At 37.0% G+C, this 24,351-nt stretch carries 25 protein-coding genes; 14 read left to right on the forward strand and 11 right to left on the reverse strand.

The genetic code is table 11. The annotated features are described in order from the left end of the window. Positions 1-123: 123 nt before the first annotated feature. From bshB1 to ACTJKN_RS15780, 3 genes are read right to left on the reverse strand one after another with little or no spacing between them, the layout of a single operon-like run. Positions 124-840: a bacillithiol biosynthesis deacetylase BshB1 gene (bshB1, locus tag ACTJKN_RS15770; RefSeq protein WP_440826475.1), complete on the reverse strand. Its 717-nt coding sequence runs from the start codon at positions 838-840 to the stop codon at positions 124-126. A 7-nt stretch (positions 841-847) separates the two neighbouring features. Next, entirely contained in the window at positions 848-1,360 is a 513-nt protein-coding gene (locus ACTJKN_RS15775) for a glutathione peroxidase (RefSeq protein ID WP_440826477.1), read from the reverse strand. Positions 1,361-1,366: 6 nt separating this feature from the next. Then, positions 1,367-1,981: a DUF4294 domain-containing protein gene (locus ACTJKN_RS15780; RefSeq protein WP_440826479.1), complete on the reverse strand. Its 615-nt coding sequence runs from the start codon at positions 1,979-1,981 to the stop codon at positions 1,367-1,369. A gap of 109 nt (positions 1,982-2,090) precedes the next feature. Between ACTJKN_RS15780 and ACTJKN_RS15785 the strand changes: the two genes are divergently transcribed. The 6 genes from ACTJKN_RS15785 (at position 2,091) to ACTJKN_RS15810 (ending at position 8,382) form a co-directional block, all read left to right on the forward strand. Next, the gene (locus tag ACTJKN_RS15785; protein ID WP_055906427.1) at positions 2,091-4,298 is read left to right on the forward strand and encodes a RelA/SpoT family protein; all 2,208 of its coding nucleotides are present in this window, start codon (positions 2,091-2,093) and stop codon (positions 4,296-4,298) included. A gap of 133 nt (positions 4,299-4,431) precedes the next feature. Beyond that, positions 4,432-4,929 carry a Fur family transcriptional regulator gene (locus ACTJKN_RS15790; protein WP_057933641.1) on the forward strand — a complete coding sequence of 166 codons (498 nt, stop codon included), beginning with the start codon at positions 4,432-4,434 and terminating at the stop codon, positions 4,927-4,929. Positions 4,930-4,967: 38 nt separating this feature from the next. Further along, entirely contained in the window at positions 4,968-6,248 is a 1,281-nt protein-coding gene (locus tag ACTJKN_RS15795) for an adenylosuccinate synthase (RefSeq protein ID WP_440826482.1), read from the forward strand. Positions 6,249-6,485: 237 nt separating this feature from the next. Beyond that, positions 6,486-6,713: a hypothetical protein gene (locus tag ACTJKN_RS15800; RefSeq protein ID WP_440826484.1), complete on the forward strand. Its 228-nt coding sequence runs from the start codon at positions 6,486-6,488 to the stop codon at positions 6,711-6,713. Further along, the gene (locus ACTJKN_RS15805; protein WP_440826485.1) at positions 6,707-7,012 is read left to right on the forward strand and encodes a type II toxin-antitoxin system RelE/ParE family toxin; all 306 of its coding nucleotides are present in this window, start codon (positions 6,707-6,709) and stop codon (positions 7,010-7,012) included. Before ACTJKN_RS15800 ends, ACTJKN_RS15805 begins: the two co-directional genes overlap by 7 nt. A 155-nt stretch (positions 7,013-7,167) precedes the next feature. Further along, entirely contained in the window at positions 7,168-8,382 is a 1,215-nt protein-coding gene (locus tag ACTJKN_RS15810; RefSeq protein WP_440826487.1) for an anthranilate synthase component I family protein, read from the forward strand. A 256-nt stretch (positions 8,383-8,638) separates the two neighbouring features. Here the strand turns inward: ACTJKN_RS15810 and ACTJKN_RS15815 are convergent, their stop codons facing one another. The 4 genes from ACTJKN_RS15815 to ACTJKN_RS15830 form a co-directional block, all read right to left on the reverse strand. Beyond that, on the reverse strand, positions 8,639-9,445 hold the full coding sequence (locus ACTJKN_RS15815; RefSeq protein ID WP_440826489.1) for a M48 family metallopeptidase: 807 nt from the start codon (positions 9,443-9,445) through the stop codon (positions 8,639-8,641). Between the two features lie 95 nt (positions 9,446-9,540). Next, positions 9,541-10,188 (reverse strand): glycerol-3-phosphate 1-O-acyltransferase PlsY, encoded by a 648-nt coding sequence (gene plsY / locus ACTJKN_RS15820; protein ID WP_029279402.1) that lies wholly within the window; start codon positions 10,186-10,188, stop codon positions 9,541-9,543. A gap of 49 nt (positions 10,189-10,237) precedes the next feature. Then, positions 10,238-11,080, reverse strand: a complete 843-nt coding sequence (nadC, locus tag ACTJKN_RS15825; RefSeq protein ID WP_440826491.1) for a carboxylating nicotinate-nucleotide diphosphorylase — start codon at positions 11,078-11,080, stop codon at positions 10,238-10,240. A 160-nt stretch (positions 11,081-11,240) separates the two neighbouring features. Next, complete coding sequence (locus ACTJKN_RS15830; protein WP_440826493.1) at positions 11,241-11,639, reverse strand: DUF4783 domain-containing protein; 399 nt, start codon at positions 11,637-11,639, stop codon at positions 11,241-11,243. Positions 11,640-11,812: 173 nt separating this feature from the next. Between ACTJKN_RS15830 and gpmI the strand changes: the two genes are divergently transcribed. Both gpmI and ACTJKN_RS15840 read left to right on the forward strand, forming a co-directional pair. Beyond that, positions 11,813-13,336 carry a 2,3-bisphosphoglycerate-independent phosphoglycerate mutase gene (gpmI, locus tag ACTJKN_RS15835; protein ID WP_440826495.1) on the forward strand — a complete coding sequence of 508 codons (1,524 nt, stop codon included), beginning with the start codon at positions 11,813-11,815 and terminating at the stop codon, positions 13,334-13,336. Beyond that, positions 13,336-13,866 (forward strand): hypothetical protein, encoded by a 531-nt coding sequence (locus ACTJKN_RS15840; RefSeq protein ID WP_440826497.1) that lies wholly within the window; start codon positions 13,336-13,338, stop codon positions 13,864-13,866. The genes gpmI and ACTJKN_RS15840 overlap by 1 nt, the downstream gene beginning before the upstream one ends. A gap of 52 nt (positions 13,867-13,918) precedes the next feature. On the opposite strand, the gene ACTJKN_RS15845 is transcribed toward ACTJKN_RS15840, so the two are convergent. After that, complete coding sequence (locus ACTJKN_RS15845; RefSeq protein WP_440826498.1) at positions 13,919-14,539, reverse strand: tetratricopeptide repeat protein; 621 nt, start codon at positions 14,537-14,539, stop codon at positions 13,919-13,921. 317 nt (positions 14,540-14,856) lie between these two features. Here ACTJKN_RS15845 and lon point away from each other — a divergent pair, with 317 nt between their 5' ends. From lon to ACTJKN_RS15860, 3 genes are all read left to right on the forward strand, one after another. Then, positions 14,857-17,328: an endopeptidase La gene (gene lon / locus ACTJKN_RS15850; protein ID WP_029279390.1), complete on the forward strand. Its 2,472-nt coding sequence runs from the start codon at positions 14,857-14,859 to the stop codon at positions 17,326-17,328. Positions 17,329-17,411: 83 nt separating this feature from the next. Then, a complete protein-coding gene (locus tag ACTJKN_RS15855) occupies positions 17,412-18,362 on the forward strand; it encodes a lipid A deacylase LpxR family protein (protein WP_440826499.1) in 951 nt (316 codons plus the stop codon). A gap of 47 nt (positions 18,363-18,409) precedes the next feature. Next, complete coding sequence (locus ACTJKN_RS15860) at positions 18,410-18,925, forward strand: L,D-transpeptidase family protein (RefSeq protein WP_440826501.1); 516 nt, start codon at positions 18,410-18,412, stop codon at positions 18,923-18,925. Between the two features lie 3 nt (positions 18,926-18,928). Here ACTJKN_RS15860 and arfB read toward each other — a convergent pair whose 3' ends face one another. The 3 genes from arfB to ACTJKN_RS15875 all read right to left on the reverse strand — a co-directional run bounded on the left by arfB (position 18,929) and on the right by ACTJKN_RS15875 (position 20,777). Then, positions 18,929-19,339, reverse strand: a complete 411-nt coding sequence (gene arfB / locus ACTJKN_RS15865; RefSeq protein WP_440826503.1) for an alternative ribosome rescue aminoacyl-tRNA hydrolase ArfB — start codon at positions 19,337-19,339, stop codon at positions 18,929-18,931. Positions 19,340-19,394: 55 nt separating this feature from the next. Next, a complete protein-coding gene (locus ACTJKN_RS15870) occupies positions 19,395-20,141 on the reverse strand; it encodes a hypothetical protein (protein WP_440826505.1) in 747 nt (248 codons plus the stop codon). A gap of 111 nt (positions 20,142-20,252) precedes the next feature. Next, positions 20,253-20,777, reverse strand: coding sequence for a ferritin (locus tag ACTJKN_RS15875; RefSeq protein WP_209435013.1), 525 nt, complete (start codon positions 20,775-20,777; stop codon positions 20,253-20,255). Between the two features lie 129 nt (positions 20,778-20,906). Here ACTJKN_RS15875 and cmk point away from each other — a divergent pair, with 129 nt between their 5' ends. From cmk to ACTJKN_RS15890, 3 genes are all read left to right on the forward strand, one after another. Continuing rightward, entirely contained in the window at positions 20,907-21,587 is a 681-nt protein-coding gene (gene cmk / locus ACTJKN_RS15880) for a (d)CMP kinase (protein WP_440826507.1), read from the forward strand. Between the two features lie 307 nt (positions 21,588-21,894). Beyond that, positions 21,895-22,725, forward strand: coding sequence for a 3-keto-disaccharide hydrolase (locus ACTJKN_RS15885; RefSeq protein WP_440826509.1), 831 nt, complete (start codon positions 21,895-21,897; stop codon positions 22,723-22,725). Positions 22,726-22,785: 60 nt separating this feature from the next. Further along, positions 22,786-24,288 (forward strand): TPM domain-containing protein, encoded by a 1,503-nt coding sequence (locus ACTJKN_RS15890; protein WP_440826511.1) that lies wholly within the window; start codon positions 22,786-22,788, stop codon positions 24,286-24,288. Positions 24,289-24,351: the final 63 nt, after the last annotated feature.

Below are 24,351 nucleotides of genomic sequence, written 5' to 3' on the forward strand. Positions count from 1 at the left end.
TTCTAACCGCCAGTCGTCACCCTGAATTTATTTCAGGGTCTTAAAAAGAAAGTTTATACAAGAAAGACCCTGAACTAAATTCAGGGTGACGATCTCATAAAGGGACTAATCTCAAGAAATTCTCTACCTTAAATCAAACAAATTATCAACCCCCAACAATTTCCTTGAGGTAAAGCCCTCACCAAAAGTGGTGCCGATGCTTTTACCAAATTCTCTCGAACGGCCAATTACGCTTTCAAAAAACTCTGGAGAAGAAATATAGGTTTGCAAGCCATCTACATCAGGATTATAAAACTGGGTTTTAAAAGCTTTGATCGATTCGATTTTCTTATCCATGTGGTCAGATATATCCACAATGATATCAGGTTTTAAGTACCTGTCTTGAATATATTGCAATAATAACCTCGGGCGGTGCGCTTCTTGTTTAACACCATCTATCGACGTTTCTATTTTTGGCAAACCTGATAAAAAAACTGAATCGTACACCAGGTCTCCAGCTCTGCCATGATCGGGGTGACGATCTTCCAGCGCATTGCTTAAAATAATTTCTGGCTGGTATTTTCTGATGGCTTTAATTACTTCTAAACGATGAGATTCATCATTCTGAAAAAACCCATCCCTCATTCTCAAATTCTCGCGAACATGCAAACCCAAAATTTTCGCAGAGTCTGCAGCCTCTTCATCTCTTGTTTCTGCAGTACCACGCGTACCCAGCTCGCCTCTGGTTAAATCTACAATTCCAACTTTTTTACCAAGGGCAATATGTTTTAAAATAGTACCTGAACAGCAAAGCTCTGCATCATCAGGATGCACGGCTATAACTAAAATATCTAACTTCATGATGTAATTATTGGGTATTTTGACTCAGCAGTTGCTGAATTTTCTTTTTAATTTTCGAACTCAATGGCTTGGTGAAGGGTAAGAAATAATCTTCCAACTCTCCATTTTTATTTACGATGTATTTATGAAAGTTCCAACGGGGTTTCGAACTTAATTTTGAGTTTTGTTTTTTATCGCTCAGAAATTGATAAAGTGGGTGGGCATGTGCACCACGTACCATAATCTTATCAAAAACCGGAAACTTTACGCCATGGTTAATCTCACAGAAAGATGCAATATCAGATCCATTAAGCGGTTCCTGTTTTCCAAAATCGTTGGTAGGAAAGCCCAGAATTTCAAAATCAGGACTATTAATCTCGTCTTTTAGCTGCTGTAATTCCTTTAATTGTGGTGTAAAACCACATTCTGATGCGGTATTTACAATTAAAATAACTTTATTGCGGTAGGCTGATAACGGCTGCTCTTCGCCATTAATTTTTTTAACCTTAAATGAATAAATATTCGGAATGCGTTCCTGCATTATATGTTATTGATAAAATCCTGAAGTACGGATAATAGATTCTATATCCTTATCCTCATTCGGATCGTAAGTGCTTTTTAAATTATGTCCTACCACGCGGGCCACAATCTGATAAGAAAATGCAGCGAAACCACCTTTGGTCTGCTTTACAATATCGTATGTTGTTCTGCCCACTTCACGGTCAATCAGTTTCGTTAAAATCTGACCTTGAGTAATGGTTAATTCCTTTATTTCGCGGTTAAACATGTCTTTAATTTCTTTATCACATTGTTTAACCAGTTGTTTCTGTTCTTTTTTCTCTGGCGTACGGGCAATATCCTGCTCTAATTGCTCATATCTGCGCTTTGCAAACAGTGCATATGGCATTACTTTTAATACATTATACCTTAAGCGATTATATGCAGCCTGTTCTGCCGGGGATTTCCAGATCCTAGCTGCGTAAATAGATACTTCGTTAAGCTGCATCCATGGAATCATTACACCATTGTCATTTGTTGAGGCTACTCTAATCGTATCGCTTTTACCCATTTTAGGAAATACAGGGGCAGTAGGATCCTGGGCCCATAGCGAAATGCTACAAATCATTACAATACAAAGAAAAAAGAGCCCTTTAATTTTCATAAATTTATACTTTTACAAAGTTAGGTGTTATTTCATATATTAGGTGTTTCACAAAACTAATATAAGTTTTATTCATAAATAAGACGCAATTTTTACGCAAAAAATACAAATGAAAACAGAGTTAGTGATTGATTTAGAGGCGGAAAAGCAAGAGATTCTAAAAAGATATAGGGCATTACTACGGGCAAGCAAATCTACTTTACAAAAGGGCGATAAAAAAGAAATCAGGAAAGCTTTCGATATGGCACTGGAGAGCCATAAAGACATGCGTCGAAAATCTGGCGAACCATACATTTACCATCCAATAGCGGTGGCGCAGATTGCTGCTGAAGAAATTGGCCTTGGAACAACTTCTATTGTATGTGCCTTATTGCACGATGTGGTAGAAGATACCGATATCACCTTAGAAGATATTGAACGCGAATTTGGTAAGAAAACCGCTAAAATTATCGACGGTTTAACCAAAATATCAGGCGTTTTTGATACCAACAGTTCGTTACAGGCCGAAAATTTCCGTAAAATGCTGCTTACCCTGGCTGATGATGTAAGGGTAATCCTGATCAAACTTGCCGATCGTTTGCATAATATGCGTACTATGGATTTTATGCCCCGCCACAAGCAGCTTAAAATCGCTTCAGAAACCATTTATTTATACGCACCATTAGCCCATAGATTGGGTTTATATGCCATTAAATCAGAGTTGGAAGATCTTTCGATGAAATATCTCGACCCTGACACTTACAAATTCATTGCAAAAAAATTAAATGAGAAAAAGGCCGAACGTGCGCTTTTCATCAAAAAATTCGTCGAACCGATTGATGAAATTGTTCACGAACAGGGTTTAGTGGCAGATGTTTACGGCAGGCCGAAATCAATCCACTCCATCTGGAACAAGATGAAAAAGAAAAATATTCCTTTCGAAGAGGTTTACGATCTTTTTGCCATCCGGATTATTTTGGACTCGGCACCTGAAAATGAAAAGGCCGATTGCTGGAAAGCCTATTCAATTGTTACCGATTTATACCGCCCAAATCCAGATCGTTTACGCGATTGGGTTTCCTCACCAAAAGGAAATGGCTACGAAAGTTTGCATACTACGGTAATGGGGCCACGCGGACAATGGGTTGAGGTACAGATCCGTACACAACGCATGAACGAAATTGCAGAGAAAGGTTTTGCTGCACACTGGAAATATAAAGAATCGAGTAATGATAATGGTCTGGATCAGTGGATCCAGAAAGTTCGCGAAATGCTGAGCAACCCGGAAGCCAACGCTTTAGATTTCCTGGACGATTTCAAGATGAACCTTTTCTCGGATGAGATTTTTATTTTCACGCCAAAAGGGGCCTTAATCCAGTTGCCTTTAGGCGCTACTGCATTAGATTTTGCTTTCGAGATCCATACCGATGTAGGTGCAACCTGTATAGGCGCTAAAGTGAATCACAAACTGGTTCCTATTTCGTATAAGCTTCAAAATGGCGATCAGGTTGAGATTATCACCTCGAGCAAACAAACGCCTAAAGAAGATTGGCTAAATGTGGTGGTTACGGCCAAGGCGAAATCGAAAATTAAGTCATCTTTAAAAGAAGAAAAGCGGAAAATTGCCGAAAATGGCAAGGAAATCTTAGAAAGAAAACTGAAATCATTAAAAATCACCTACAATACTGATAATCTACAAAAGCTAAGTTATTTCTTTAAATTACCTTCTACACAAGAGCTTTTTGTAAATGTAGCCCTTGGCAAGATCGAACTAAAAGATATAAAAGAGTATCTATCGAGTGAGAAAGAAGTTGAAAACCGTGGACCAGAACGTCCGGAAAATCTTTCAGTTGACGGAATCAAGAGTAAAATTAAAGGTGGAGAATCTGATATTTTATTGATTGGTGAAGATATGCAGCGCATCGATTATACCTTGGCCGCCTGTTGTAACCCAATTCCCGGCGATGATGTTTTTGGCTTTATTACCGTGAGTGAAGGTATTAAAATACACCGTACCAACTGCCCTAACGCTGCGCAGCTAATGGCCAATTATGGTTATCGCGTAGTGAAAGCCAAATGGAACAAACAGCAGGAATTAACTTTCTTAACCGGCTTACGCATTGTAGGCATTGATGATGTAGGTTTGATCAATAACATCACCAGGGTTATTTCTACCGACTTTAAAGTAAATATGAGATCGATTACTGTTGATACCAACGAAGGGATTTTTGATGGTTCGATTATGATTTTTGTAAATGATACCGAACACCTGGAAAACCTGATCAAAAATTTATTAAAAGTTAGAGGTGTTACCGGAGTAACGAGGTTTGATGCCTAATTAGTCCGAAGTCTTTAGTCCGGAGTCCGAAGTCACAATATAACAATCAAACAATTCAAATCTATGTAATCATTTCATCGGTGTAATCATTTTTCAAAACAATTTACCTACCTTTGAATGGAGTTTAAAAACTATGTCTGAACAAAAAACAAATGAGCTCGTTCGCAAGATTTTTGAGGCTTATTTAGAAAACAAAAATCTACGTAAAACACCAGAGCGTTTCGCTATATTGGAAGAAATATATTCAAGAAACGATCACTTTGATGTAGAAACCCTTTATATCCACATGAAAAACCAAAAGTACCGCGTAAGTCGTGCTACGGTTTATAATACATTGGAGTTACTGGTTTCATGCGATTTAGTTACCAAACACCAGTTTGGTAAAAATATGGCACAATTCGAAAAATCTTATGGTTACCGCCAGCACGATCACGTAATATGTATCGAATGTGGTAAAGTAGTAGAATTCTGCGATCCACGCATCCACCAGATCCAAACCATGGTTGGTGATCTTTTAAAATTTGATGTGAAACACCATTCGTTAAATCTTTATGGTTTCTGCTCTGATTGCAGTATGGCCAGAAAAGTAAACGAAAGCGCAGCAACAGCCGCAAAGATTGTAGAAAATTAAATCAAAATACAAATAAAACCAGCTTAATTTATTAAATAATGACGCAAGTAGATGTACTTCTCGGCCTGCAATGGGGTGATGAAGGAAAGGGAAAAATCGTTGATGTACTAAGTCCAAAATATGATCTTATTGCCCGTTTTCAGGGTGGCCCAAATGCCGGACATACTTTAGAGTTCGATGGCAAAAAATTCGTTTTAAATACAATCCCTTCAGGAATTTTTAACGAAAAAACCATGAATCTTATCGGTAATGGTGTAGTAATCGACCCTATTATCCTAAAAAGAGAGTTAGATAATTTAAAAAAAGCTGGTCATGACCCTGTTGCCGATGGCAAATTGGTGATTGCCCGTAAAGCACACTTAATTTTACCAACCCACCAATTATTGGATGCAGCTAACGAGGCACGCATGGGTAAAAATAAAATTGGATCAACCTTAAAAGGTATTGGTCCAACTTATATGGATAAAACCGGCCGTAACGGTTTACGTGTTGGCGATACTACACTACCTGACTTTAAAGAGCGTTATGCTAAATTGGTAGAAAAACATACTGAAATCCTTTCTCATTACGAAGGTTTCGAATATGAATTAGTGGAGAAAGAAGCATCATTCTTTGAAGCAATCGAATTCTTAAAAACCATCCCTCACGTAGATAGCGAACATTATGTAAATGGTTTCTTAAAAGAAGGAAAAGCGGTTTTAGCCGAAGGTGCACAAGGAACATTGTTGGACGTAGATTTTGGTTCATATCCTTTTGTAACTTCTAGTAATACTACAACTGCAGGTGCCTGTACTGGTTTAGGTATTGCGCCTAATAAAGTAGGTGCTGTTTATGGTATCTTCAAAGCATATTGCACACGTGTTGGTGGTGGTCCTTTCCCTACTGAATTAGATAACGAAGTTGGCGAAAATTTACGCGCTTTAGGCCACGAATTTGGTGCAACTACAGGCCGTGCCCGTCGTTGTGGCTGGATCGATCTTCCTGCATTAAAATATGCCATCATGTTAAACGGTGTAACCGAGTTAATTATGATGAAAGCTGATGTTTTGGATACTTTCGATACCATTTATGCTTGTACACACTACGAATACAATGGCGAAACAATTGATTACATGCCGTATGACATCATTTCAATCGAACCAAAACCAGTATTGAAAGCAATTGACGGTTGGGCTACCGATGTAACTAAAATTACTTCTGTAGATGAAATCCCAGCTAAATTAACTGATTACATAGCGTTCTTGGAAAAAGAATTAGAAGTGCCGATCAAATTCCTTTCAGTAGGACCAGATAGAGCACAAACTTTAGAATTACGTTAAAATACTATTTTCGTCACTCTGAATTTATTTCAGGGTCTATTAGATGCTGAAATAAATTCAGCATGACGACCTATAAAAAAAAGCAATCCATAATGGGTTGCTTTTTCATTTCAGAGTTGTCAACTTTAATGACAGAAGCGCCAGAAAGTTGACAACTCTTATCAATTGATAGCAAATTAACTTAGCAACTTGTTTATCAGCATCTATTTAGTTATTTTTGAGTAGAAACATTTTATTATGGCAACTATTTTAGAAAGCGAAATGCTTAATTATTTTACTCAGCTAGACAATGTCGAAAAAAGTTCTGTTATTAAAATGCTTAAAGCATTTATAAAGCGTAAAAGTGAAGACCCAAACATTACCATCGAACACTACAATAACGAACTCTTAGCTGCAGAAACAGAATTCAAGAAAGGAAACTATATAACCCACAATCAACTATTAAATGAGATTAAAAGTTGGTAAAAAATAGTCTCAAAATTGTCTGGACTAAACCAGCCCAGAATCAATTAAAGAAAATATACGAATACATCAGCACGGAGTCTATTCAAAGTGCTCTAAAAGTTATCAACGACCTAACTAAAGGAGTGGGCGATATTGCTGACCATCCCGAAAAGCATAAAATTGATCAACATAAAAAAGACAATGACGGAACATACCGTGCTTTTGAAAAACATCATTTTAGAGTTTCTTATCGAAACGAAAATCAAACCATAAGGATCTTAAGGGTCAGACACACCAAAATGAATCCTAAAAAGTATTAATTCTTTGCTATTTATACTTGTTTTCAAACGTTGTCCAGTGAAATGGATTAAATTGAATATTGTATCCTGAGTATCTTTCCACTTATGTAGCGTTTAGTTACCTTTGCCGCAGCTTGAAAACCACACAAAACATATCCCATTTTAAACAAAAAGCTTTGCATTGGGCCAACCAGTTCGAAGTTTGTTGCTTTTTAGATTCAAATAACTACAAAGATGCCTACTCGGCCTACGATTTCATTATCGCTGCTGATGCACATCATGAACTAAAATGCGCGGTAGGTGATGCGTTTGATCAACTAAAAAGCTTTTATGCTACGCATAAGCAGTGGGTTTTCGGTTTTTTCAGCTACGATTTAAAAAACGAAATAGAAGACCTTCACTCTAATAATTCGGATCATTTAAATTTCCCAGATCTATACTTTTTTGTTCCGAAGTACCTCATAGCCTTCAAAAATGGGAAGGCCGAGGTTCTGATTGGCCCTGAATCGATTTTAGCTCAGATAGATTCCTTTCAGCATCAAACAGAAATCCAATCTAAGAATATAACGATAACACAACGCTTGTCGAAAAATCAGTATATTCAAAAAGTTGAAGCTTTAAGAGATCATATTATTCGTGGCGATATTTATGAAGTTAACTTCTGTCAGGAGTTTTTTGCTGAAAATATAAAAATAGATCCCGTTCAAACTTTCGAGGTGTTAAACCAGGTTTCTCCTACCCCATTTGCTGGTTATTTTAAAGTTCAGGGTAAATATATTTTATCTGCTACGCCAGAACGTTTTTTATGCAAACGTGGATCGAAACTCACTTCACAACCTATAAAGGGCACTGCAAAACGAAGTTCTGATCTAGCAGAAGATGAAGCCATAAAGCTGCAACTCAGGAATGATATTAAAGAGCAGGCAGAAAATGTAATGATTGTTGATCTGGTACGCCACGACCTCACTAAATCGGCCGTTAAGGGTTCCGTTACCGTCGACGAGTTATTTGGCATCTACAGCTTCCCACAGGTCCATCAAATGATTTCTACCATTTGCTGTGAACTAAATCCATCGATTCACTTTATCGACGCCATTAAAAATGCATTTCCAATGGGCTCTATGACAGGTGCACCAAAGGTTAAAGCAATGAAATTAATTGAAGACTATGAAGTAACCAAAAGAGGTATTTATTCCGGTTCCTTTGGCTGCATCAGTCCAGATGGTGATTTCGATTTCAATGTGGTTATCAGGAGTATTTTGTACAATGCTGAAGCTGGTTATTTATCCTTTCAGGTTGGAGGAGCCATTACCTACCAAAGCAATGCTGTTTCAGAATACGAAGAGTGTTTACTGAAGGCCAGTGCAATTTTGAAGGTACTGGGCAGTTAATTTGTTCAGTTGTTCTCATCTGTTCTTATATAATATGTCATTCTGAACGCAGTGAAAAATCTTTAACCCAAAATTTTCTAGTTTTAGCATCTCGCTAAGACTTACCAATATCTTAAACCTTAATTCATAAAAAGATCTTAGCGCGACGCTAAGACCAAATAATGTTAGAAAGACCCTGAAATAAATTCAGGGTGACGGAAAGCAAAAAAGGTAGAAATTCTGCCTCATGCAAAACCTTGCATCTTAAACCTTAAACCTATTTCTTATAATACTGCTGTGCTTCAGGTAAATATTTTTGGATCTGTGCAATACGTGTAGCATCGCTTGGGTGGGTACTTAAAAACTCGGCTGGTTTTTGAGCACCTGCCGATGCCGCCGACATTCTATTCCAGAAAGCAGTGGCATTTTGTGGATTGTATCCGGCCATGGCCATAAAAATCAAGCCTAAACGATCGGCTTCTAATTCTTGATTACGGCTGAATTTTAACATCGCCACTGGTGTACCTACACCATAAAGCGTATTAAAAATAGATTGTGTTTTTGGGTTTTTAGATAATGCAACACCTGCTGCTGCACCAATACCCTGCGCAACCATTTCCTGCGACATCCGTTCTGCTGAGTGACCTGCAATAGCGTGGGCAATCTCGTGGCCCATTACGGTGGCTAAACCAGCATCATCTTGTGTTACAGGTAAAATGCCGGTATAAACTACAATCTTCCCTCCTGGCATACACCAGGCATTTTTTTCGTTATTCTGTACCACATTAACTTCCCACTGGTAATCTGCAATTAGGTTGCCATAATTATTGCTGTTCATATACGATTTTACAGCCGTAATTAATCTGCTACCAATGGTTTTGACCTTCAAAGCCTGCGCATTCGAGGCTGGTAAAACTGTATTTTTATTCTCCGTTAAAAAGGTGCTATAAGCCTGGAAAGCCATTGGCAAAACCTGGTCGTTACTCACTAAATCAAATCGACTACGGCCTGTTAAAGGAACGGTAGAACAGGAGTTAAATAATAATACTCCAGCAACGCTTGCTGTTAAAAATAACTTTTTCATAATGCGATTTTAAATGATTAGTAAATACTGATAGGCAAAACCGAAGATTAAACAGTAAGCCTATAAATAAGTTTTAATGAAATGTGTTTTGTTAATTAATTAGTTTTCTTCCTAAACAAATACACTTTAGATTCTTTGCCTTTCAGCAATCTTTCGAGGTTTTTTTGGTGCGTAACTAAGATTAAAATACAAACCACCATGCCATAAAGCACTTCCGATTTGATGGAAACCTGAAACAAAAACACCACACTGAGCGGAAAAGTAAATCCTGCACAAATGGAGCTTAATGAAACGTATTTAGTTAACAACAATACAACCACAAAAACCAGAACACAAAGCATAGATGCTTCGAAGTTAACTGCCAAAATCATTCCAAAAAGTGTAGCAACACCTTTTCCGCCTCTAAAACCTGCAAAAACAGGAAATAAATGCCCCATTACTGCGGTTACACCGAGTGCGAGTTGATAATTGACAAAAACAACTGAATTTTGTGGTCCGGTTACCGACATGCCGATTAAATAGGCCAGATTGGTTGCAGTATAACCTTTGGCAATATCGATGATCATTACTGCAATCCCTGCTTTTTTGCCCAATACCCTAAAAGTATTGGTTGCGCCAGCGTTGCCACTTCCATACTCCCTTACATCAACCCCATAAAAGGCCTGACCAAGCCATACAGCTGTTGGTATAGATCCAAAAAGATAGGCGATTAATAACGCGCTGAGAGAATAAACCGTAACCATAGCCTACAATGATACAAAAAATAAGCTTTTAATTTTATAGCAAATCACTTTAGTATGCTTTTAAACTCATATCCAGGCTTTTCACAGAGTGTGTAAGTGCGCCCATCGAAATAAAATCTACTCCGCAAGCAGCATATTCGGCAACATTCTCTTCAGTAATGCCTCCAGAAGCCTCCGTAATGAATTTACCGTCGATTAATTTAACCGCAGCCCTTAAGTTTTCGAAACTGAAATTATCAAGCATTATACGGTCTACGCCACCAATAGCCAAAACTTGAGATAACTCTTCCAGGTTCCGCACCTCGATTTCAATCTGAAGTGATTTATTTTGATCTACTAGATATTTTTTAGCGGCTGTAATGGCGTTTGAAATTCCTCCTGCATAATCTACATGATTATCTTTAATTAAGATCATATCATATAAACCAATGCGGTGATTTACACCTCCCCCGATCCTTACAGCCCATTTTTCTAAATAGCGAAGTCCTGGAGTGGTTTTACGGGTATCTAAAATTTTGGTCTTAGTTGTCTTTAATAAAGAAACAATCCGATGGGTTTTAGTTGCAATGCCACTCATGCGTTGCATACAGTTTAAAACCAAACGCTCCGCAATTAAAATAGCATGTGTACTTCCAGAAACGGTTAAGGCAATATCGCCTACTTTTACAGCTACACCATCCTGCAGCAGTACATCAACTTTTAAAGTATCATCGACTTCCTTAAAAGTCTCAAGAGCCAGTTCAATCCCAGCCAAAATACCATCTTCTTTGATAATCAGTTTTGCTTTTCCCTGCGTTCCGGGTGGAATTGTTGAAAGTGAAGTATGATCACCGTCACCAACATCTTCGGCAAGGGCATTTTTTATGAAGTGATGTATAAGTTGAGTATCCAAAATGTAGATTTTATGCCGCAAAAATAAGAAATATTTGTTAGCAGACAATTTACTGAAGCGTTAAAGTGATTTGTTGACTTCAGAAGTTTCTAGCCTCCGCGGTTTACGAAGTTGGCACAGGCATAGCGGTAGCAAAACTTCGTAAGTCCTGCCTAGCCAATTAATCTTTTGCCGGTTCGATCCTTAATTCAGTAATCGAAAAGCTGGTATTGAATTTTTTCATGGTGATGGAAACCCTAAAGGTTTCTTTGGCGGTATTTAGAATAATCACACCAAAACGATAGTTTGGATTCGTATTAATTTTATGAAAAATACTTGTTTTTATCGGCGGATGTTTAACAAAAAAATCTCTTAAAATCTGTTCACCCTGTGCTTTAGAGTATACATCTTCTTCATCAACTATAATAAGTTCGATAGTTGAGGCGAAACTTTTAGCAATTTCTTTTGAGTTGCCAGCCTTAAAATACGAGGATAAATCATCAATAATATCTGCCTGAAGAGCTGCAGGATGGTATAATGATGACAAACTAATAATGAGTAAAAATAAGCTCCGGATCATTTCTGTATTTTATACAGAACCCTATAGCTAAAATTATGCCATTAGCGTATCAAAAAAAGGATTTCTTCATTTGTATAAGCATCAATAAAGTTATATTTGCCATATAAACAAAACACTAAAACATGTTATACATGAAAATGTTTTAATGTGGATCAATAAATTTTACAATAAAAATGGTAAACGATAAAAAACTCGCACTTATAATTCTAGATGGTTGGGGCTACGGAAAACAAGATAATTCTGATGCTGCTTATGCTGCCAACACTCCTTTTTTCGATTCGTTATTACAGAAATATCCAAATTCTAAGCTTGAAGCATCTGGCGAAGCAGTAGGTTTGCCTGCCGGACAGATGGGAAACTCTGAGGTTGGGCACATGAACTTAGGCGCAGGTCGGGTAGTTTACCAGGAACTTGGAAGAATCAACAAATCGATTACCGACAGAGAATTGCACAGCAACCCGGTTTTGGTAAGTGCATTCGATTATGCTAAGCAGAACAATAAAGCGGTTCACTTCATCGGTCTGGTTTCAAACGGTGGTGTGCATGCACATATCGAACACTTAAAAGCTTTATGTGATGCCGCAAATGAAGCAAACGTACCAAACACTTTTGTTCATGCTTTTTTAGATGGCCGCGATACTGATCCAAACTCTGGTTTAGGCTTTATTACTGACCTGGAAAACCATATCCAAAACACCAATGCTAAACTGGCTACCATGGTTGGCCGTTATTATGCAATGGACCGCGATAACCGTTGGGAGCGTGTTAAACAAGCTTACGATGTAATGGTAAACGGCATTGGCGAAAAAACCAAGGATGCTTTGGCCGCGATCAAAAGATCATACGCTGATGGCGTAACTGATGAGTTTTTAAAACCAATCGTATTAACACAGGATAATGGTGCACCAGTTGCGACGATTCAAAATGATGATGTAGTAATCTGTTTTAATTTCCGTACCGATAGAGGTCGTGAAATCACTACCGCATTAACACAAAAAGATTTCCCAGAACAGCAGATGCACAAGCTGCCGTTGTATTATGTTACCATGACTACCTACGATGAGAGTTTTGAAAAAGTAAATGTAATTTTCACCAAAGATGATTTAGCTCAAACCATTGGTGAAGTTCTGGCCGACAACAATAAGAATCAGATCCGCATTGCAGAAACTGAGAAATACCCACATGTAACCTTCTTCTTCTCGGGCGGAAGGGAAGCCGAATTTAAAAACGAAAAACGCCTTTTAATTCCTTCACCTAAAGTAGCCACCTACGATCTTCAGCCTGAAATGAGTGCCGCGGGGATTACGGAGGCCATTACCAAAGAAATGGAAACCGGGTGGGCTGATTTTATTTGCTTAAACTTTGCCAATCCGGATATGGTTGGCCACACAGGTGTTTTTGAAGCTGTGGTAAAAGCGGTAGAAACTGCAGACAAATGTGCAGAAACTGTGGTAAGTAAAGGTTTGGAGCATGGTTACTCGTTTATTCTTTTGGCCGATCATGGAAACTCCGAATTTATGGTAAATGGAGATGGTTCTGCCAATACTGCGCACACCACCAACCTGGTTCCTTGTATTTTAATTGATAACGATTATAAAACCATTGCAGATGGCAAATTAGGCGACATTGCTCCTACTATTCTAAAAATATTAGGTGTGGCTATTCCAGCAGAAATGACAGGAAATGTGTTAGTATAATGATTAAAAAACTTCATATCCTGGTATTTGCTTTGGCATTGTTATCCTGCAATCAGCGAAAAGAAGCTGAAGCAAATACAGATTTATTGTATTTTGATATAAAAGGGTATTTTGGAAAGGAAATTTCGCGCCTACAAAAACTGAATCCCATTGTGAATAAAACCGTTAGTATAAATGGGGGAGCTGAAAGCAAAACAGCTAAAATTGCCGACTGGGCAAAAGAATTAGCCATTTTCGTTAACGCCGACATTAATAAAACATCGTGGAAAGGAAGTTTTAAAACAAAAGAACAAGATGGCGTTGATATTTATACTTCCGATAATAAAAAAATCCCTATTAAGAAGGTTTCTATAACCTGGAATGGTGAGAAAGCTGGCAAAATAGAGATCATTATCGATAATAAAAATATCTTATACCAATCTCAAGATACTTTAACCTATTGTCCGGATAGCCTTTACACAATCAAAAAACAACAGAAAATTAGATTGTTAAAGGAAAAAAAATATTCAGTTGTTGGAAAGCTGAAATAAAAGAATGGGACTTGAAAATATTTAAGTCCCATTTTTCTTTAAAGGTTATATTTTATTTTAGGCTTGCAATCTGCGCCTTATCGTAGGTTACCCAATCAATAATATCTTTTCTTAAGGGCTGCAAGGTTAATACTTTCTGAAAATCAGCGATAGAATTATTGAACAAAGCTACACAAGCCGCTTTTTCTTCTTTTTTCTTCGCTTTAAAAGATCTGAAAATTGCATAATCCTTATAAGCTAAGCCACGGTTCTGAAACATTTGGGCATCCTCATCACCATTAATTTCTATGGCTTTTGTAAAATCTTTGAGAGATGCCAAATAAAAGTTCTCGCGCATGGCATTTAACGATTCTTTAGGATCGTTAGCGATTTTTAACCTTGCTATTCCACGGTAGTAATATGCAGAAACTTCAGATGGTTTGATGGTTAATAAACGGCTGTAAGTTGCAATACACTTCTCATATTCGCGATTTTGGAAATAAGAATATCCAAGCATCTGAAGCACGTTTGCATTATCAGGAGTTTTAGTATCAGCTTTTTCTAATTGTATCGCGGCTGTTTTATAATCACCTTTCATCATCGCCTGCATGCTTCTTTCGTAATTGTTTTGTGCAAAACTACTAGTTGATGTAAAAATAATTAATCCTAAAATCGCCTTTTTAAAATAGTTCATGTATGAGTAATAAGTTTAACAAATCTAACGCCTAACCAAATTTATAGGAGAAATTTTTTGCAATATAATCCTATTCTGATAATTTAAAAGTTTTTAATTTTCTTTCATTCAAAACCAAATGCCCTAAACATTAGCTTAAACGCTAAAATATGCTTTATATGATATTGGCGAAAACATTTATATTAATCTGCCTTTTTAACATAAGATTAATATTATTTTCACTTTGGCACAAGAGTTGAATTTATTAACTTAATAACAAAATTAAACAAAGTGAATACGATTAAACTGCCAGTTTGTCGTTAGCGGAAAATGTGATAATGAGTAAACAAGATATATTTGATTTCCATACAGCAATGCCAATCATAAATGAGGATACCGAATTTTTTCCCTTAATGTCTCAGCAAGACGAAGAGGAAATGAATAATGAGGAAACGCCCGAAACATTGGCCATATTGCCTTTGCGAAACACAGTTTTATTTCCAGGAGTAGTTATTCCTATTACGGTTGGAAGAGATAAATCAATTAAGTTAATTAAGGAAGCTTACAAAGGAAATAAGATTATTGGGGTTGTTTCTCAAAAAGACGTTTCTATTGAAGACCCTACTTTTGAGCAACTTAACACGGTTGGTACGGTTGCAAACATCATTAAGTTGTTGCAGATGCCTGATGGAAATACTACCGTAATTATCCAGGGCAAACAACGTTTCAGCTTAATTGAAGAGGTGCAGAACGAACCTTACATTAAAGCAGTTGTTAAAAAATTCGAAGAACAAAAGCACAAAGCAGATAAAGAGTTTAAAACATTAATCGCTTCTATCCGCGAAATGTCTGCACAGATTATCCAGCTTTCACCGAATATTCCAAGTGAAGCCAGTATTGCGCTTAAAAACATCGAGAGCAATTCATTTTTGATCAATTTCATTTCATCAAATATGAATGCCGAAATGGCCGATAAGCAGAAAATCCTTGAAATGGATAAATTGCAGGAAAGAGCACAAAAGGTAATGGAGCTTTTAATGGTCGAATTGCAGATGCTGGAGCTGAGAAATCAGATCCAATCGAAAGTACGTACCGATTTAGACAAGCAACAACGTGATTATTTTTTAAATCAACAGCTAAAAACCATTCAGGAAGAGTTGGGAGGCAGCTCTGCCGATTTAGAATTCGACGCTTTACAAGAAAAAGCCAAGAAGAAAAAATGGGCAAAAGCAGTTGCCGAACATTTTGATAAAGAACTAGATAAATTGGGTAGAATGAACCCTGCTGCACCGGATTACTCTGTTCAGTTAAATTATTTGGAACTTCTTTTAGATTTACCCTGGAGCGAGTTTACAAAAGATAATTTCGACCTAAAAAGAGCACAACGTATCTTAGATAAAGATCACTTTGGTTTAGAAAAAGTTAAGCAACGTATTATAGAATACTTAGCCGTTTTAAAATTAAAGCGTAATATGAAAGCGCCAATCTTATGTTTGGTTGGCCCTCCGGGAGTTGGTAAAACATCTTTGGGAAAATCTATTGCAAAAGCTTTAGGCCGTAAGTATGTGCGTATGGCTTTAGGCGGTATCCGCGACGAAGCAGAAATCCGTGGACACCGCAAAACTTACATAGGGGCAATGCCAGGTCGTATTATTTCATCTATTAAAAAAGCGGGGGCAGATAATCCTGTTTTTGTTTTGGATGAGATTGATAAAGTAGGAACCGACCACCGTGGCGACCCATCATCAGCTCTGCTTGAAGTATTAGACCCTGAACAAAACAGCGCCTTCTACGATCATTATGTAGAAATGGATTACGATTTATCCAACATCCTGTTTATTGCAACAGCAAACTCTTTAAGTACCATTCAACCTGCGTTGTTAGATCGTATGGAGATTATTGAAGTAAACGGATATACGATTGAAGAGAAAATAGAAATCGCTAAAAAATACCTGTTGCCTAAACAGAAAGAAAACCATGGTTTACAAACCAAGGATATTAATTTAAAAACTCCACTGATCGAAAAAGTGATTGAAGATTATACCAGAGAATCAGGCGTACGTGGTTTGGAGAAAAAAATAGGTTCTTTGGTACGTGGTGTGGCCACCAAAATTGCGATGGAAGAAACCTACGATTCAAATTTAAGCAATGATGATGTAGAGCGCATTTTAGGTGCCCCAATTTACGATAAAGACTTATACGAAGGCAATGAAGTGGCTGGAGTAGTAACAGGTTTAGCCTGGACAAGCGTAGGAGGTGATATTTTATTCATCGAATCGAGTTTAAGCCCAGGAAAAGGAAAATTAACCTTAACCGGTAACCTTGGTGATGTAATGAAAGAATCGGCGGTTATCGCGCTAGCGTATTTACGCGCCCACGCAGCCGAATTTGATATAGACTACAGTTTATTTGACAACTGGGATGTTCACGTTCACGTACCTGCAGGTGCTACACCAAAAGACGGTCCTTCGGCTGGGGTAACAATGCTTACTGCCCTAACGTCGGCATTTACACAACGTAAGGTAAAACAGCATTTAGCCATGACTGGAGAGATTACTTTACGTGGAAAAGTACTTCCGGTTGGTGGTATCAAAGAAAAGATCCTAGCTGCAAAAAGAGCAAACATTAAAGAAATTATCCTTTGCAAAAGCAACCGTAAGGATATTTTAGAAATTAAGGAAAGTTACATCAAGGATTTAAAATTCCATTATGTAACCGAAATGAGTGAAGTAATTGAATTGGCTTTAACCAAAAACAAGGTTAAAAAACCTTTGGATTTAAGTGTTAAAATTGCACCGATTGTAAACTAATTGCTAATTCTTTTGGATTAACAATCAAAAATCCAATTACAATAAATACTTTTATAGCCTAGGTAAATTGCCTGGGCTTTTTTATGAGATCATTTTTATTCACTATAGTTTTTTGTTTGGTTGTTTCAACCAGTTTCGCTCAATCTTTTAAAAACGAATTTGGTTTTAAAACCGAAAACGATGCTTATTTGGCTACTTTAAACGATCGATATTATACCAACGGATTATTTATCTATTTCCGCCGTGCCATTAATACAGAAAAGCTTTCAGATAAAATAGAGAAAAAAACCTACGAAATTTCTGCCGGTCAGAAAATGTATACGCCTTATTGGGGCCAGGTTCCTAACAAAGAAGATCAGGACAGGCCTTTTGCAGGTTATCTTTATGCAGGTGGAGCATATTCGGTTTTCTATAAAAATGAGAGCGTTTTAAAAACCAGTGTAGAATTGGGAACGGTTGGTCCTAACTCGCTTGCCCAAACAGCACAACGTTTCCTACATAAAACCGTAGGTTTTTATACCCCTGCAGGTTGGGATTACCAGATTAAAAATGAACTGGCCGTAAACCTTGCCGCAAATTATAGCAAGTTACTTTTTAGACCAGAAGATCCCATTGTGGATATCAGTGCCCAGGGTTATGCCAACTTAGGAACAACTTTTTCGGGTTTGGGTGCATCAGTGCTTTTCAGGGCCGGCAAACTAAATCAATTGTTTAACAGTGCTTATCACAACGCGGTGATCGGAAATTCAAAAACCAAAAGCTTAAACAGCTCGGAATTTTTCTTTTATGTAAAACCACAGCTAAACTTTGTTGCTTACGATGCCACCATACAGGGAAGTCTTTTTAACGATAACAGTCCGTTAACTTTTGGGGTAAAACCGATTGTTTTTGAGCAACAGTTTGGTGTAAATTATAGCTCAAAAAGATTTACTGCCGATTTCAATATTATTTTTAAAACCAAAGAAGTTAAAAGTGTGGCTAAAGCACAGAATTATGGCGGTTTAAGTTTGTATTATCGGTTTGGGAAGAGTTAGGTTAATAGGTTAACTGTTTAAATTGGTTAATTGAGAATTTGCAGCGTATGAAAAAAGCAATCTTTTTTATCATTTTGTTCTTCATTATTGGTGCCGTTATTTACAATCTATACCCCGAAAATAAATTACCAACTAATACCGAAATCGATTATATCATTGTTAAAAAGTCAAACAGACAATTATTGGCTTATTCAAAGCAGAAATTGATTAAAACTTATCAGATTTCATTGGGAGACAGCCCAGTTGGGCATAAAGAATTCGAAGGTGATGAGAAAACACCTGAGAGAGTTTATGTAATAAATGCCAAAAACCCAAATAGTGGTTATTATAAAAACCTTGGAGTATCTTACCCAAATAAAAAAGATATTGCAAAGGCAAAACTAGTTAGTAAAGATCCCGGTGGTGATATTAAAATACATGGGATCAGGAACCATTTAGGATTTATCGGCAAGTTTCAACGATTTTTCGATTGGACAAATGGCTGTATGGCACTAACCAATAACGAAGTAGACGAATTGTTTTATGCTGTAAATATTGGAACTAAAATAGAAATCTGGCCGTAGGCTTTAATCAATTGATGGTCTTTTACGACTCTCCTTTTTATCGGCGTTTACGGCCTTATTCTTTAATCTTTTTTGAATAACTGCTTTAGGGATTTTAGTTGCTTTTCGCTTCTTCTGAACGTGTAACGATCGCTTTAACAATTCTATCAACTTGGCAACTGTTTTCTCTTTGTTGAGTAGCTGGCTCCTGTCCTCTTGCGAAACAATATGTAACAGTCCTTCAGTATCTAGTCTATTTTCCAGTTTTTCCTTTAAACGTGTCTTTTCGTCCTCGTCTAAATAAAAAGCTGTTCCCAGGTCGAAAATTAATTCTACCTTACTCGAAACTTTATTTACATTTTGTCCACCCTTACCCCCACTTCTGGAAGTTTTGAAAGTAACAGACCGTAAAATTTCTTCTCTTGTAGGCAACATGCCGCAAAAGTAACTATTTGTAACAGGAATAAAAACAGGTCATTCTTTTTTAGCTCTATTTACAGGTATAGTTTTTTTCGATTGTAAAGTCAATGCCATCGGTAGATTTCACAACCAATTTATTTACATTTCCACCAACGTCTTTTGCATAATTATAAGTTTCAGCGCCTGAAGATATTTTTTTCTGACTTGGTAAATTTTTAGAAAGTTTACCAAAAAATCTTTTTAATGGACTGTACAACACAAATGGAAGGTTGATTTTTTTCTCATAAATAAAAAAATTCTCAACAGCTAGTTCTGATCCATACTCAATAATTATTGCTTTACCATCATTTATCTGGTAAGAGGTTAAATTTCCATTTAGATAGCTATATTTTTCTATAATATTTAAATTGCTATTGCAATTATCAATATACTTTACCTCAGTTAAATAACCTTCAACATTATAGCTATATTCGATGTTTTCACCTTTATTACTTGTTTTATTCTTAATTCTGCCTTTTTCATCCAATTTATAATATTGAATATTATTTGGCTCAATTACAATAATTTCTGAGGTTGAGTAAGTATATGAGATTTCTATCCCAAAAGAATTATTCTTTATCTTTATTAACCGACCATCGACATCATAAAAATAATCATAGCTTTCGTTTTCATTAATAGATTTATAAACTCCATGATCAGCCAGGCATGAATTATTACCGGCAATTACATCTTCCGGAGTAACTTTATTTTTTGAACAGGATAATAAAAATATTGTAAGTACCGCTTGAAAAATAATTGAGTAGCGCTTTATTAGCATATTAAATGTCGTGCATTAATTTTCATCTAATATATTAAAAAATCTGTTCTCCCTATTTTGTCCTTGTCTAAATTTATTATCATAACTTTGAATAACAAGAATAAAAACAGGTTATTCTCCCTCTTTCGATTCGCTTACCTTGGTACGTAACCCTACAATATCTTTATCCAATTGGTAAATACCTCCCCTATCGCTGCCCACCAATTGAAGTTTCTCTAACATCGTTTTCGCCATTTTTTCTTCTTCCAGTTGTTCATCTAAATACCATTGCAAAAATTTAAATGTGAGATAATCTTTCTCATTCAGCGAAAGCTCTACCAAATCGTTAATGCTTTTTGATACCAACAATTCATTATCCAGAAAATCCTGAAATACCTCTATAACCTGTCCGAAAGAATTTTTGGGCATTTCAAGGGCAGTAATCATCGCATGCCCATCACGATCATTGATATAATGAATCAGTTTAAGCATATGATGACGTTCTTCTTCACTCTGACGGTAGAAAAATTCGGTATAACCTTCTAAACCTGGCTGGGTTTCTAACCATGAAGCAATTCCCAGATAAACTTGTGAAGATTCGGCTTCCAGCTTAACCTGGTTATTCAGGGCCGCCAACATTCTTTCAGATAACAACATAATCGTGTATTTATTTTATAATTAAACACATCCAGCAAATCAATGTTTTAGCATCATCTTGTTTAGAATCTATCTTTATACCTTTAAAAAATTCAGCATTCTGTTTCTATTTTTTACCTTTGCGCTACGATGAAGAAAAACCTGGTAATAGCAATAGATGGCTACTCATCTTGCGGAAAAAGTACTTTAGCAAAAGCACTGGCTAAAAAATTAGGCTTCATTTATGTAGACAGCGGAGCGATGTACCGTGCCGTTACATTATACTTCTTAAGAAATAACATCGATATTACTGATGATGCTAAAGTTGTTGATGCTTTACAGCATATCGAACTGAATTTCCACTCCCGTGATTACGAATCCCATATCACCCTTAATGGTGAAGAAGTTTCTGATGAAATCCGCTTAATGCCCGTTTCTGAAAATGTAAGCGAGGTTTCGGCACATAAAATTGTGCGTCATGAAATGGTGAAGCAACAGCAGCGTATGGGTAAATCGAAAAACATCGTCATGGATGGTCGTGATATTGGCACTACCGTTTTTCCTGCTGCCCCTGTGAAATTTTTTATGACGGCCGATCCGAAAATCAGGGCTGAACGCAGATTTAAGGAACTGGAGAGCAAAGGCAATAACGAAACTACGCTGGAAGAGGTTTTTGAAAATCTTGCCCATCGCGATTATGCTGATACTACCCGTAAGGAAAGTCCGTTGGTTAGGGCTGATGATGCCATTATTTTAGATAATACCGATCTTACACAGGAAGAACAATTAGATTTTGCATTGGAAAGAGTGCAACCGTTTTTGGCTCATTAGTTCATTGGTTCACTAGTCATTAGTTAAATTAATTAATGGTTAATTGTTTAAATCGGTTAACCGACATCTATCGCTGCATCCCAATGCATGGCTTAGTTAATCGTCTTAAGGCTAGGGATTTTCAGACTAAATAGATTTCTCCATTCCGCGGCGCTCCAGTCGAAATAACGTGTCTTTAGGGTTAATTGTTAGCCGGTTAACTGGTTCCAAGCTATGGGCTACAAGACTATCAACCATGAACTATCTGGCTATTGGCCTTTGACTTCAAAAAAATTTCATATTTTTAGCACCCAACCCAAATGTTACTATGAAATTAAAATCAATTTATCTTGCGGTATTATTTTTATCGCTCACTATCCTCAATGCCAATGCCCAAAAAGGCTGGATCAATCTCTTTAATGGAAAAGATTTAAAAGATTGGAACATTAAAATCGCCAAACATGACTACAAAGAAAATTATGCCAATACTTTTCGTGTAGAAAATGGCTTAATGAAGGTGAGTTATGATGGATATAAAGAATTTGACCAACAATACGGACATATTTTCTACAAAAAACCTTTTTCTGCCTATCTTTTAAAAGTAACCTACCGCTTTATTGGCGATCAGGCTAAAGGTGGTGAAGGCTGGGCAACCAGAAATAGTGGTGCCATGTTACATTGCCAGGATCCGGCAACGATGTTGAAAGATCAGGATTTCCCGATTTCGATTGAAGCCCAAATTCTTGGCGGAGATGGTGAACATGAACGCCATACCAGTAACGTATGCACACCTGGAACGCTAATTGATTATAATGGAAAACTATTTACCGGACACTGCTTAGATTCTAAATCGAAAACCTATGCCGGCGACCAATGGGTAACGGCAGAATTTTTAGTTTTGGGTGATTCGGTTGTAAAACACATTATAGCAGGCGAAGTGGTTTTAGAATACACTAAACCTCAAATTGGTGGAGGCAATGTTTCTAATTTCGACCCGAAAGTTAAAATAGACGGGAAAGCATTAACATCTGGTTATATTTCTTTACAGAGCGAAAGTCACCCAATAGAATTTAAAGCCGTGCAGCTTTACGATTTGGAAGCGTACATGAAAGATAAAGCGAAACTGGATAAGGTATTGGCTAAAATATTAAAAGAGTAAAACATATTGTTACCTAGTTGTTAAATCATGATGTAAAAACCTCGCACCTAAATTTATACGATGCTCAACACCCATTTGTTTAAAACCCTTGCCCTGCTATTTTTTCTTTTAGTTGCCAATATTACTTTTGGGCAAACTGCTTATAAAGTAAAAGACATACCAGACCCCAAAAACAATGGTGGAGGTTATGTAAGTGATCCCGATAGCATTTTGGGAAGCAGTGCGGTTTCTGACTTAAATAATACCATTGCCCAGTTCGAGCATGAAACCAATGTTCAGGTAGCTGTGGTGGTTGTTAACGATTTTGACCATGATAAAGAAGATTTCGATTTTGCATTTGAGCTTTTTAACACTTGGGGAATTGGTTCAAAAACCAGCAATAATGGCTTATTGTTATTTATTTCAAAAGATCGGAGAAAGTACCGGTTCATTACCGGAACGGGAATTGAAGGTGTATTGCCAGATGTAAAGCTTAAACATATTGCCGAGCAGAACCTCTTACCAGCTTTCAGGCAGAATGATTTCAGCACCGGGATAACAAATACCATCAATGCCATTGGTGTAATCATTTTAAACCCTGAACATAAATCAGAGCTCAATCAGTTTTTTACTCAACACGAAAGCAGCAGTCCACTCGAAAATTTTTGGCTTCCTACGGGAATTATCCTACTGGTATTTTGGGGGGTATTCAAAATTGTGAACAGGCAAGCCAAAAATGGTTTAAATCTAAAAGGCTTTGACAAGAAAAATAGTTATGACGCTACGATAGCTAAAGGCTGTGGAGTGGCTTTTTTTATTGTATTTGTTTCTATTTTTATTTTTGTTTTTACTGGTGCTTTTGAGCTGTTCGAAAAGATAAAATTAGCACATATCCCTTACATTCTTTTTTCTATCCTGGCCATATTGCTTTTCTTTCGTTACCTTTTCTATCTGTCGGCATTAAGAAAAGCACACCAGGACGACAAAAATTTCTTTGATGCGGTTGTGGCTTTCCACAAAAAAAACTGGTGGTTAGTTCTTTTCTCTCCTATAATTTTAATTGCAATTATACTCCACCTTATCAAGCGCGTTAAAACGATTGATCGTTTTAAACCAGTTTTGGATAGTAAAAACAACCCAATGATCAGGGTAGACCGCGATATCAATATAGAAGGAAAACCGTTTTTAACTGCGGGGCAACGTAAAGAAGAAGTTGTTTTAGCTTATGATTATGATATCTGGGAAAGCACAGACCATAAAGAACATATTATTAAGGCATGGCCAGCGGAAAAATACAACAGTTATACTGAATGCCCCGAATGCGCTTTTAGGACATATAAACTGAATGAACGTGTTACAGTTAAACAGGCCACTTACAGTCACGAAGGGCAAGCGAAGGTGATAAACGAATGTAGCTTTTGTAAAAAAACAGAATTTATAAAGTGGATCACATTGGCCATGTTGGTCAAATCGAGTTCGTCATCAGGCTCCTCTTCATCAAGCAGCAGCTCATCTTCTTCTTCATCAAGCAGTAGCTGGGGTGGTGGCAGTAGCAGCGGTGGCGGTACTGGCGGTAGCTGGTAGTCTCACTTATCTGTTTTATAAGATATTTTGACGCTGCTGAAAGAAGATTTTCAGGAAAGGAGC

The organism is Pedobacter sp. 22163 (assembly GCF_052045595.1).
In the GTDB taxonomy this organism is placed as follows: Bacteria; Bacteroidota; Bacteroidia; order Sphingobacteriales; family Sphingobacteriaceae; genus Pedobacter.